A 12,743-nucleotide genomic window follows, 5' to 3' on the forward strand; every position below is an offset into this window, starting at 1 on the left:
TCCGCACATTTTCTATATGTTATTCAATTTACTGTCAATGTTAAACATACTTATGAATTATTTAATGATTCAAACCTTACGTTGGAATGCTCAACATAGGGATTTATTTATAGATGTAATTCAATAGTTAATCAAGCCGTTACTCATTATTTAATTAAGAAAGGTTAAGTTATATCGGTTAATGCTGTCAAATCTATCAAGTTAATTACTAATGCGTTAGCTGCTAAATTGCTGATAAATAGATATAAAACCTATTAATCCCGTTATTTCATCTTTCATCAAGTTTTTAAATAAATTAAACTTAATTTGTAGAAATCCAAAATATATGAATCAGCAAATGTCAACTATGTTAAGTCTCCTGCCGATTAATTGTCTGCAACCCCATCTGATTTGCTCATGCAACACAAAGAGTCTGATTGAGCAAAACTTGGGTAATTCCTGAAAATAACCGGTGCTACATTGGATGATGGCAGGGTATGAGATAGGAGATATATTTGGACAAACGACAATGATTTTGTAATCAAACCATAATTTATCTTTATATAACTTTAAACTATGTATAGCTATCAATCAATGGATAGAAGGTCTTTTTTAATTAGCATGGGTGGCTTGGCAGTTTCACAACTGCTAGTTGGCTGTGCTGACAGCAAACAGGCAAAACTCAACGTTCAATTACTCAAAAGTTCTATCCCTGCTCAAGTAGTTGACCAGTTTCGACGCAATTTGACACAACAAGTACAAGTCAAATTTGCACCTGTTCCTCAATTACAAGATATATTTAAGCAATTACAAACCTGGCAGCAAAAACCGACAGCCAAACAGGATCAAGAATGGACGCGGTTCATCCCATTTAGACAGTCCCAATCATCTGCTGTAGCCAACTTGGTAACATTGGGAGACTATTGGCTAAAAACGGCAATTGCACAACAACTGATTCAACCACTAGAACCAAAACAATTAAAACATTGGTCTGAGTTAGATGCTAGATGGCAGAAATTAGTAACCCGCAATCAGCAAGGTTTCCCAGATTTGCAAGGAAAGGTTTGGGCTGCTCCTTACCGTTGGGGTAGTACAGTCATTGTCTATAACCAAGATAAGTTTAAAGAATTGGGATGGATACCCCAGGATTGGAGTGATTTGTGGCGAGCAGAACTCAAAGAGCGTTTTTCTTTATTAAACCATCCCAGAGAAGTTATTGGCTTAGTCTTAAAGAAACTCGGTAAATCATATAACACCGAAAATTTAGATGCAGTTCCCGAATTAGAACAACAACTGCGAACATTAAACCAACAGGTAAAATTCTACAGTTCTAACACTTACCTGCAACCTCTGATTATTGGTGATACTTGGCTAGCCGTTGGTTGGTCAAATGATGTAGTCCCTATTTTAAGCCGTTATCCGCAATTAAAGATGATTATTCCAAGTTCAGGGACAGCAATTTGGGCGGACTTATGGGTAAGTCCCAAAGGAGCGGCTCAGGATGATTTATCATCTCAATGGATTGATTTTTGTTGGCAGCCAAACATCGCCAAGCAAATTGCTTTGCGGACTCAAAGTAATTCACCAATTCCTACAAATATCGTTGCTGCTGATATTCCCGCATCATTCACCAGTTTGTTACTCAATAATCGTGAAGTCTTGGACAAAAGCGAATTTTTGCTACCCCTACAGCCACCTATAGCCCAGCAATACGAATCTTTATTTAGCAAAATCAAGGCGTAATTCTGATGTCAACCCATAGCATACAGATTCATCTGCGTTTATCTGCGTTTAATTATGTCTCTGCTCACTCTCGTTGAACATCGCTATAACTTGAATTGGAAATTCATCTGAATATTACAAGCAGCTGGTTTATTGCCAAAATTACAGGTATAGGTTGCTAACATATTACCTTGGTAATTAAACACCCGCAGGTTATAATTATCCTTCCTAGCTGTGCTACCCAAGCGATTTACAAAGTCGTAACGTTCTAGATAATCTAGCAAACTCCAAATTTGTTGATTAACTATTAGGTCTACTCTAGCCGGTTCTTGTTCGGTAGCTGGGTATGCTATCCAGTTATCTAACAGCTTATTTTCAGTAATTTCTTTTGCTAACCATAAACTAGGAATAGTTAATCCTTGTAACCTAATAGTATTAGCTGTAACTATAGATTCCTTTGGGTTAGTTAATAATTCCAATCGTAAAGGTGCATCAGAAGGTTTGGGGATGGATGCTGTTTCCGCTATGGAGTGGGAAATCGGGAACAGGAACATCGGGCTAAGAGTTATGGTTAGCAATGAGAGTAATTTCTGTCTAAGCATAACCAAATTTACAGTTTTGTCAAATCAACTACCCACAATTTAACCGCTTTGGGTGATTGCGGGTAGTGTAACTTTTGAAGTACCTAAGTTGATTATTCTCCAACTCCTGGTAGCCTGGGATGTTGGGCTGAGTATCTGGCGACTAATTTGGATATTTCCGGGTTATAAAGTCGCAGATAGTTCCAATAGTTACCGAAGACTTGGCGGACGTAATTTCTGGTTTCATTGAAAGGAATGGCTTCGACAAACTCATCTGGATCTTGAGTGGGGAGTGTGCGCGTCCATTTGGAAACGTTACCGGGGCCAGCATTGTAACTGGCGATCGCTAACATGGAATTATTCCCGTATTCCTGATGGGTATAATCTAAATACCATGTCCCCAGCATGATGTTATCGTTGGGGTTTTCTAAGTCAATGGTTTTGGGGTCTAAGGAAATCTTAGAAGCTATCCATTGCCCTGTAGCTGGCATGACTTGCATTAAACCAGTAGCCCCAGCAATAGATTTAATTTTTGGTTCAAATCGTGACTCTTGACGCATCAGCCCCGTTACCAGTAAGGGGTTAAGTTGTCGTTCAGATGACCATTTCGCGATTTCTCGCAGGTAGGGAAAGGGGTAACGGGCTTGCCAGTAGGTAATTTGTTGGCTTAATTCCTGATATTGGGCTTGTTCTTCTGGTGTTTCTCTGTCTTCTAATTTCGAGATAATGCCAATACCGGAGAGATTTTCACCCCGTGCTAGACGCATTAAGCCTTCCGTAAATTGCTCGGCGACTGTCGGCTGCTGTTTATTGGTATATTCTGTCTCCCATTGCAGCCACGCATCACGGTCTTGACCAAGCAGATATAATTCTTTGAAAGTGACAGAACCAGCCAATGGTACAGGTCGCTGGTGTGGAACTACTTCTGGGTTGAGTTGGCGGATATTGTTAAAGTCACCGACATTCAACCCCAACAGATTTGCTGATCGCCAAGCATAGTAAGAGTGAGGAAAATAGCCCACCACATACTCATAAGCTTTTTTAGCTTCTTCTTCTTTACCTAGGTTGGTTGCCCATTTGCCCACCCAAAAACCGGCTCTGGGAGCTAGAATATGATTTGGGTTTTCGGTGACAATTGGTCTTGCCCATTTCCAAGCGGCGGCATAATTTCTAGCTTTGGCTTGTTGTTTGGCATTTTTCCAGCGATATTCTGCGGCTTCATCAGATTTACCGTACTGGGTGAGCAGTAATTCCCAGGTTTGTTGGGCTGCTTGTTGATTATTGAGGGCTTGGAGAATTTCGGCTTTTTTTTCCAGGGCTTGACTAGCTTGCTGTGGAAACTTGGCAATTACTTGGTCAAGATAAGGTATGGCATCTTTGCGGTTTGTTGTCATTTCCGCTAGACGTATTAAGCCTGTACCTGTTTCTTTGGCCTCTGGAAATTGCTGTATGAGTTGATTATAAGTGGCGATCGCTGTGTCTGTGTCTTTACCACCCACTTGCAACCCCCGCGCCGTGCGGTAAAGGTTACGTGCTGTTTTCGGTGCTTTGGCGTAAGCCGCCGCCGCTTTGCTAAATTGATTATTTTCCCAGTAAGCTGTGCCAATAATTTCCCATGCTTCTGGTTTGAGGTTGGGCTGTTTGCTCAGTTGATCTAACACCCCGACTATACCGGGTTGATGATGGGCATATTGAGCCAATATTAATTTTAACTGCGGCTGGTTGGGGTTCTCTTGCAACCGCTTTCTGATAATTTCCCAGGTGAGGGGATGGGAAGGAAATTGAGCGATCGCTGTATCATGTAGCTTGGGTTGGGCAATGAGATACTTGGCTTTTACCGCCGCCGCTTCCTTGGGATAATCTTTTAGTACCTTTCGTCTGAGATCAGAAGCTTTACCATCCTCTCCCAACATATCCTGGGCTTGGGCTTGTTTCAACAAAATATAAGGTGCTAAGGCTGGATAATCTCTTTCTAGCCCTGTGAGTAATGAGAGTGCTTTTTGCGCTTGCTTTGTATCGATATAATCACTCGCCAACAGATAACGCGCTCGTTCTCTGTCTGGTGAACGTCCATTTTTGACGATGGCTTCTAATTGTGCGGCTCGCTCTGGGGGGGCTTGTGTTATCAGTGGAAACACAGCTGATTGAGCCTTGGTAGCTTCAGTTAGCTGTTCAGGCTGCTGAGTTTGAGACACATTCAGCCATTCGCCCAAGGATTTGCCGATTTGCGGTGCTGACACCATCGCCCCAGCTGAAAAAGCAAACAGTGCCGCACCTGCAATGATAGTAATTGGTTTTTCTTGTAATTTCTTCAGCATGAATACTCGCTGAAAAGTTGCGATGAATTTCTTGCAACTCTAGCATTCTTTACCATAAGTGTAATCATCTTTTAACTAGAGATTTCTTATTTTCTAAAAAATTCGCCCAAACATCGATTATAGCGTGATTGGGATGGTGCTGGTAAAGCACAATTTACGTGATGACATCCATCTACAGAATGTGTTGTGTGAATACTGTTCAAAAAGTTTTAGTGGGGAATTAGATTTTAGATTGAACAATCTAAAATCTAAAATTGTTCTGTCTCCGTTGTCTAGCTTTAACGCAAATTAGCGGGTATTTCTGTGGGTATCACCCAATAGTAAATGGTTCTGCCATCAACTTGCAGGGTTTTTTCTGGTTTCCACTCACCCATATTGAAGGCATGGGAGACAACCCTAGTACCGGGTTTTAGTTCTTTAAATAGTTTAGGGCGCAGTTTGAGATTGATATCAGGCAACAGATAAAGTGTAACTACTGTTGCTTCACTCAAGTCAGTATTGAACAAGTCTTGTTGAACAAACTGCACCCTATCTGTTACTTTTGCATTCTTGGCATTGGTGTTAGCCTCTTGAATGCGTTCTGGATTAATATCTATTCCTACACCTCTTGTCCCGTATTTTTGAGCAGCTGTAATTACAATTCGTCCGTCACCACTACCCAAGTCATAAAGAACATCATTTTTATTTACCTGGGCTACCTCTAACATCGCATCTACTACTGGCTGAGGTGTTGGTACGTAAGGAACATCAGCAGGACGTTCTTGGGGTTTGAGGGGAACTTGTGCTTGAGTTTCCCCTGCTAAAGTCGGTGCAGAAGGTTGTGTTTGGGCTTGTAAATCCTGTTGTGGGGTTGTGCAACCAGCAAGTCCCACACTAGCAATACTCACTCCTGTCACCAACAAAAGCAGGATTTTTGGCAATGTCATAGTTTTCTCCAATGTCTTTGTTTGAATTTTGTAGCCAGTTCCCCAACGGATGTTGAATTACTTACGCCCTAGTTTGGTGGTAACGATTCCAAATTAAAAAAGGAATACCGGCTGCTACTACCAAAACACCAACTAATGCGCCTACATTGGTATAAACTAAGCTGGAGTAAAGTAAGTAGCCGCAAACTAGACAAAACAGCAAAGGTGTCAGGGGATAAAAAGGCACTCGAAACGGTCGGGGAATATCTGGGTCACGGTGGCGTAATACTATTAGGGATATGCCGGAAAGCAGAAAAAAGAACCAAAATACCGGGGCGGTGTAATCCACCATTGTTTCAAACCCTTTGCGGGTAAATGTGCCTAATAAAACCAGTAATAGAGCGATCGCCGCTTGTACAAGTAAGGCAGAGGTGGGAGTGCTGGGGCGTTGTTGCCAGCGTCCCATAAAACCAAACAAGGAAAAATCTTGTCCGAGAGCGTAATTAGTCCGAGAACCTGTAAAAATAGTGGCGTTGAGCGCGCCTAAAGTACAAATGGCAATCAAAACGCTAATTAATAACGCTCCCGGTGCGCCCCAAATCGAGCGCATTAAATCTGCGGCTACGGCTTCTGATTTAGCCATGTTGCCTAACCCCAAGCCTCGCAGGTAAGCCCAGTTGATCAGCAAGTAAATAGCTGTAATAATGCCAATACTCCAAAATAGCGATCGCGCCATGTTACGCCTTCGGTTTTGGATTTCGGCTGATATGTAAGCCGCTTCGTTCCAACCTCCATAAGACAGCAACACAAACACCATAGCCAGCCCCCAAGAGCCAGAGGAAACAGACTCGCTGGGAATAGGACTGGAACTACCAGTTACACTCAGCCCCAGTATCACTACTAATAACAAACCTAAGACTTTGGCCAGCGTTAGTAAATTTTGTGTCCACTTCCCTTGCTGCAAACCTACAATATTCAAGGCTGTAAATACAGTAATTGCGACTGCTGCATATACAGCCGATGAAAATGTACCTAGTCGCCATATTTGAGTAGCATAGTCACCAAAGACAAATGCTAACAGAGTAATAGAACCCGTCTGAATCACCATCAGCCGCGCCCAGGCAAATAAAAATGCAATTACTCTTCCAAACGCCCGTTTCAGATAATAGTAAACACCACCAACATGAGGATAGGTTGTTGTTAACTCTGCATAGCACAATGCACCAATAATAGAGATTACGCCACCAGCTAGCCACAACAGCAGTACAGCAATATCACTACCTGCTTGATTTGCTACCAATGCAGGTGTTTGAAAAATACCTGCACCGATGACAATACCTACAATTAAAGCAACTGCATCTGGTAAAGTTAACAGTGGCTTAGGTGCTGCTACATCTGTTGTCTGTGTCTCCTCAAGTCTACTGTATTCCTGATGTCTGCTCACATTAGCTCCTTACGAGTCTTTTATTTCGTGACAAATCATCCCCACTCGTAGTAAATGCTCATCAAATGGAGAATACGATTGTGCAGCTATGACAATTGTTAAAATTTATCTTCAGAGATAAATATAACAATAAAATGACGCATATTTAAGAATATTTAAATTTCAAGCTTAGGGAAATTTATAGTTATTAAAATAATTATTCATGGGAAAAATAATCTACTAATTTCTGGTATTATTACGACCACCATTAATAGACTATAAATTCAATAACAAATTATTGACTCATACCAATTTTGTATAACGTTGCATAGAATTATCAAATCAATTGATTTATCTGCATTCATCCGCGTTCAATGATGCTTGATATTTGATTCTATCCAGGTTCATATTAATTTGGTATTAGTCATCAAGTAATCTATAAATCATCGAAAATATTTCCTGATTTGCTGTATTTTTCGCTACTAACATTTATCTCATCGTTGATGTTGGTATCGATTTTCTGGATTTAATTGTATAAAAACTCACTAAATACTGCATCTGCCATTAGTAGGATGTTTCTTTGACTAAAGTCGTAGTTCCCTGAAAATTGAAATCAATCTCACCGAGCATAAAACCTAGTTCAACCATGCCGATGTTTTAGTATCTACCACTGGGTAGAAGTAGAATATCTACTACTTCACCTACCACTAAACCCAAAGTAGCTAAAACTGTGATTACCCAAAATGAATATCGTCTGTTGAAGCCAGCAAAACGCATTTCTAAATCAGCTAAAAGTGTACTGGCTACAGGTATCAGCAACAGGCTAAATAATAATGACCAAGTTGCCACTAAAGCAATTGATATGCTTAAAAATAAAATGACTACTAATGTCTGAGAACCAAAGGCCACCAAATGTTCTAACCAAGAAATACTTTTGCGAACTATCGTGAGAGCAATAGTGACAATAAATGCTCCTACTAACCAAATAATGTGATGTGCAGCCAGATACCATCCTAAAACAGCATAAGCCAGCCAGAGTAGGACTAGCGGTATCATCGGTGTTTTTTGATGCGATGGTAAATTTATATTTGCCATACCTGGTCACAAGGTGAAGATGAGGATTGATTATTTGGTGAATGGGAATTAGATATCAGAACTTTTCTAGAGTTGAAACACACAAAACTCTATTTCTAGTCCTGACACATTGCCAATGCTACTACTTTTACATTTCAGGTTTAGCAAATTTTTTGTCTAAATACTCGATTACCAAGGAAAAATTAAGTATATTTATGTGAATTTTTATAATGAGTTAGTTAATAGAGAAATGGCGACGGTTGAGGAGAATTGTGGCTGAGTTGTCGCTAACTCTAGAAAGCAGAGAGGACTAAAGTCCTCACTACCAACAAAATTATCAGTCTGTTAAACTGACTGTAAAGCTGTTTGCGCTTCAGTGGCGATCGCTTCTACTTGATCATTGGCCATAGTCTCTAAAATAGATTTCGCTTCTGCACCACCTAAGCGAGCTAAAGCCTGTGCAACTCTGTAACGGATTTGCCAATCTGGGTGATCAGCATAAGGTTGTAACAGGGGAACAGCTTTGATATCTCCCAACTCACCCAAAGAACTAATTGCCGCAGTTTGCACTAATTCCACATCAGAGGAGAGTGCTTGTTGAAGTAATTCAAATGAACGCGGATCTCCTAGTTCCCCTAGTGTAGCAATAATACTGAATTGTACTAACCATTCAGAGGTTGTATTGTACAGTTGTTGCAAATCCTCAAAAGCAGCTTGTAGTTTTAACGCTCCCAAACAATCGGCGGCGGCGGCTTGCACATCCGCCTCTGGATCTTTGAGTAAACCACGTAATAACTGTAAAGATAAGTTTAAGTCCTGAGTGCCGAGAGTATCGAACTGACTCACGGCTGAGTACCTGACACGGGAATTGCTATCAACCATAGCAACTTGAATTAATTCAAAAGCAATTGTCGGTTCTAAGTCACGGATTTGATTCACAGCACGTAAGCGATCGCCCAAATCATCAGAACTAAGCGATTCTCTTACAGACTCAGGAGTTATACTCATCTAAAATATCCTTTCTCAAAGTTTCAACCCAGTCAACCATCAACAGTCCCCAGTCAATAAAATCAGCCTTGTTGGTTTGACTAATGACTAATGACTAATAACTAATGACTAATGACTAATAACTAATCTTGACTAGCAGCCATTGCCCGGATAATGTCACCACGGGTAAGGATACCAATTACTTGTCCTGTACTATCTAATACAGGTAAGCGGTGAACACTGCGATCGTGCATTAGTTGCGCTGCTTGTTTTACAGTCTTGTCGGGAGTGATAGTCACAGGATTTTTACTCATGACTTCCCCAACGGTTTGTCCTAACGCTTTGTGTAAATCGCGTTCATAAGCCGCAGGATTTTTTAAATAGATGACACTATCCAGAAACATAATGTAAGCTGGCGGCGTTACACCAGTTTCTTGCCACATCAAATCAGTTTCTGAGATAATGCCTACCAATTTACCGACATCATCTACAACAGGTAGTCCACTAATACGTTTTTCTGCCAGAATTTCGATAGCTTCTGCCAGAGGAGTTTCTCGCCGGACAACAATTGGCTGAGAACTCATTATATCGGCAACGGTTTTAGGCATTGGCTTGCTTAACCTTTGATCACGGTCTCTGCCAATATTGTAAAAAATTAGGTAACTCAACCTAATGCAGTTAATACATTGTTACGGTATTGGGGATTGGGGAAGGTTGACTGTTGACGGTTGAACGCCAGTTGCTTTGAGTCTGGCTACCGAACGCACTGGCTCCTGTTGATTGGGTAACAGTTCTTCTCCCCTGCCTCAAGAGCCTCCCCTACTCCCCCTACTCCCCTACTCCCCTAGACTGTACTTCTTTTCAATGCAGCAATAATCTGAGTATTTGCTTCGGGGAAAGCAAACTGTTCTAATTCGTCTAAATTTACCCAGCGCACTTCATCACACTCTAAAGGTTGGGGAACACCTTCAATGAGGCGACAGTGATGTACTGTTAAGGTGACACGCAAATGAGTATAGGTGTGATCAATCGTCATCAGATGTTCTCCTACAGCAATCACGATTCCTAGTTCTTCGTAAATTTCCCTTTTGATACACTCTTCCACAGTTTCGCCTGGCTCGATTTTGCCACCAGGAAATTCCCACAAACCGCCCATTACTCCTTGCTGACGACGGCGATCAATTAAAATTTGCTGCTGCTCGTTCCAAATGACGGCTACACCGATAATTTTGTGAGGTGGTGGGGTGGTTTGGTTCATAAGTAGTTGTCTAAATTGATTTGTGGAGATATCAGGACTTACGCAACTGGCACATTAGTAGGGTGCGTCAGATGTTGAAAATCTGTGATTTTTGACCCAATTATCGCTGCTGACGCACCCTACACGAGACTTTGATGATGACATTTGCGTAAATCCTAGTGATAAAACTCTTGACTATTGACCATTAACCATTGACAATTGACTATTGACTATTGACTAATAACAAAACTCGGCAGATTGATTTAACATCTACCGAGTTTACTTTTTTTTACAATATAAACTTTTTTCAACTTATCTCAACGTGTAATCTAAAATTTCAACAAAGACAAGCAGCGTTAGCTTGCTCTACTTTGCCACTAAATGCAGCTAACGCATGACTTATGGGTTGATGAGTCGTTTAAGGTCTGTTATGCAGAGTCTTTGTGAAAGGTACGTTTGTTGAATCGGTGAGCGACGATGTTGAAATCCTATTCGCCGTCGCTGTTATGGCTTTCCGCACCTTGTAATACCATTTCAAAGTTCATTCTTTGTTCGGCGTTGCGTAAGAAGTAACCGCTCATCATTGCGGATGCTAACAAACGTCCCAAGTTTTCCCGATTGGTGGTAATAGTCACATCAAAATGTTCTGAGGGCAGATGTCCCAACATTCCTATGATGTTGCGTTCCATTACCTGAAATACTTCAGGTGAGCTAGGTTTGGATAGCTGGTTAACTGTCTCTGGACTTAATGACTTGACATACTGCCACAGTAAATTACTGGTTTCTGACTCACCGTTCAAGAATTCGGAAACTCGATTATTAGATTGATTACTCAATTTATACCTCCTGTAATACCTCTGGTGACGGTAGTGTTAACGAATTAGTATATTCAAATCTGTTCTTTACTTGACTTAACAGCTTAATTAGTGTTCCTGTCAAATAATGTAACAAGTTCATTCGCTACAGGAAGTCGGTGTAACCGTACAGCTACCGGGGGATTTTCACGACAGGGGACTCTCTTGAGGCAGGGGGAGAAAAATCCCATCCCCAATGACTAATGACTAATGACTGATGACTAACTTGCCAAATACTCATCCATGTTGGCTTTAGATTTACGCAGTTTAGTTAAAGCTTCTCTCTCGATTTGTCTGACTCGTTCCCGGCTAATGTTGAGGATTTCACCAATTTTTGCTAGGGTTAAAGCTTGTCCATCCATTAAACCAAAGCGGAGTTTAATCACTTCTTTTTGTTGTGGGGTGAGTTGCTCCATCAGGCGTTCTATGTCATAGGATAGGGACGATTGCATGACAAACTCTTCGGGAGACGCACCGGGATCTTCTAGCATTTCTCCGAGTTCGGTGTCGTAGTTATCCCCTAAACGCAAATCTAAGGATAAGGGTAGACGCGCTTTTTCTAAATACTCTCTTACCTGCTTAGGTGTTAGTTCTAATTCATTGGCTAGTTCTGATGCGGTGGGCGCGCGTCCTAGTCTTTGCGATAGCTGGCGTTGTGCTTTTTTAATTTTGTTGAGTTTCTCTGTAATGTGTATGGGTAGGCGGATAGTCCGGGCTTTTTCGGCGATCGCTCGCGTAATCGCTTGGCGAATCCACCAATAAGCATAGGTGGAAAATCTATACCCTTTTGTGGGATCAAACTTCTCTACACCCCGTTGCATCCCAATACTACCTTCTTGGATTAAGTCCAATAAATCGACGTTGCGTTTAATGTACTTTTTGGCAACGGATACTACAAGCCGCAAGTTGGCTTCTACCATTTTGCGTTTCGCAATCTCACCATCCGCGATCGCTGTGTTGAGTTCTTGTATATCTAACTCAGCTGCTTGTGCCCATTCTGCCATCGTCGGTTGACGACCCAACTTTTCGGCTAAATCCTCCCGGACTTCCTGCAAACTGGTAGAACGCTGCACCTGTTTGCCATAAAAAATTTCTTCTTCGTGGGTTAAGAGTGGTACTCGACCAATCTCACGTAGGTAACTCCGCACGAGGTCTGTGGCTGTCTGAGCGGTCTTCATGGCGCTACTCTTTGGTAATGATGGACTGGTTGGTAGGGTCATTAACTGAATAGATGCTCTTTGCCGGTACTACCCAGTTCAACTGGGATTGATTATCGTTTGCAATTTATATACTCGATGACTTCAACTGCTACATCAATCCACGGTGGTCTTTAACTGCTAGAGATTACAGTTATTTGTCTGTCTGCTCAAGTATCTACGGTTAGAGAAAATGTATTAAGTAAAACATTTTTGATTTTAATCTTTGTTAAAAATTGTAACATTTATGAGAAAAAAAAGGGGCAAATGCAAATAAAAATTTCTCGGCACAGAGTCTAGATACTTATTTTGATACTTATGTACTAATAAGATAGTACATCAGTTCGGAAACGGAAACACCAGTTTTCTGAGAATTGAACTGGTAGGTAACAGAGAATGAAAGGGACTCTTAAGTTGTGGTTGGGGACTCCTTGCTGCGCTCTGTGGATCAACAGGTCAGGTATTTT

At 41.3% G+C, this 12,743-nt stretch carries 11 protein-coding genes; 1 reads left to right on the top strand and 10 read right to left on the bottom strand.

Going from position 1 to position 12,743, the window contains the following annotated elements:
• The first annotated feature begins 573 nt into the window (after positions 1-573).
• Positions 574-1,722, top strand: a complete 1,149-nt coding sequence (locus tag AACS98_RS00760) for an extracellular solute-binding protein (RefSeq protein ID WP_197480179.1) — start codon at positions 574-576, stop codon at positions 1,720-1,722.
• Positions 1,723-1,805: 83 nt separating this feature from the next.
• On the opposite strand, the gene AACS98_RS00765 is transcribed toward AACS98_RS00760, so the two are convergent.
• The 10 genes from AACS98_RS00765 to AACS98_RS00810 all read right to left on the bottom strand — a co-directional run bounded on the left by AACS98_RS00765 (position 1,806) and on the right by AACS98_RS00810 (position 12,258).
• On the bottom strand, positions 1,806-2,303 hold the full coding sequence (locus AACS98_RS00765) for a hypothetical protein (RefSeq protein WP_066375110.1): 498 nt from the start codon (positions 2,301-2,303) through the stop codon (positions 1,806-1,808).
• Between the two features lie 92 nt (positions 2,304-2,395).
• Entirely contained in the window at positions 2,396-4,600 is a 2,205-nt protein-coding gene (locus tag AACS98_RS00770; protein WP_066375112.1) for a lytic transglycosylase domain-containing protein, read from the bottom strand.
• A 278-nt stretch (positions 4,601-4,878) separates the two neighbouring features.
• Positions 4,879-5,526, bottom strand: coding sequence for an SAM-dependent methyltransferase (locus tag AACS98_RS00775; RefSeq protein ID WP_066375115.1), 648 nt, complete (start codon positions 5,524-5,526; stop codon positions 4,879-4,881).
• Positions 5,527-5,587: 61 nt separating this feature from the next.
• On the bottom strand, positions 5,588-6,949 hold the full coding sequence (locus AACS98_RS00780; protein ID WP_066375117.1) for an APC family permease: 1,362 nt from the start codon (positions 6,947-6,949) through the stop codon (positions 5,588-5,590).
• A gap of 636 nt (positions 6,950-7,585) precedes the next feature.
• On the bottom strand, positions 7,586-8,023 hold the full coding sequence (locus AACS98_RS00785) for a hypothetical protein (protein ID WP_197480178.1): 438 nt from the start codon (positions 8,021-8,023) through the stop codon (positions 7,586-7,588).
• A gap of 324 nt (positions 8,024-8,347) precedes the next feature.
• Positions 8,348-9,010, bottom strand: coding sequence for a phycobilisome degradation protein NblB (gene nblB / locus AACS98_RS00790; protein ID WP_066375119.1), 663 nt, complete (start codon positions 9,008-9,010; stop codon positions 8,348-8,350).
• A 122-nt stretch (positions 9,011-9,132) separates the two neighbouring features.
• Entirely contained in the window at positions 9,133-9,597 is a 465-nt protein-coding gene (locus AACS98_RS00795) for a CBS domain-containing protein (RefSeq protein WP_066375122.1), read from the bottom strand.
• Positions 9,598-9,833: 236 nt separating this feature from the next.
• Complete coding sequence (gene mutT, locus AACS98_RS00800) at positions 9,834-10,247, bottom strand: 8-oxo-dGTP diphosphatase MutT (RefSeq protein ID WP_066375124.1); 414 nt, start codon at positions 10,245-10,247, stop codon at positions 9,834-9,836.
• A 467-nt stretch (positions 10,248-10,714) separates the two neighbouring features.
• A complete protein-coding gene (locus tag AACS98_RS00805) occupies positions 10,715-11,062 on the bottom strand; it encodes a DUF760 domain-containing protein (protein WP_066375128.1) in 348 nt (115 codons plus the stop codon).
• A gap of 239 nt (positions 11,063-11,301) precedes the next feature.
• Positions 11,302-12,258: an RNA polymerase sigma factor, RpoD/SigA family gene (locus tag AACS98_RS00810; RefSeq protein ID WP_066375454.1), complete on the bottom strand. Its 957-nt coding sequence runs from the start codon at positions 12,256-12,258 to the stop codon at positions 11,302-11,304.
• Positions 12,259-12,743 lie beyond the last annotated feature (485 nt).

This window comes from Anabaena sp. CA = ATCC 33047, from assembly GCF_963870205.1.
Lineage (GTDB): Bacteria > Cyanobacteriota > Cyanobacteriia > Cyanobacteriales > Nostocaceae > Trichormus.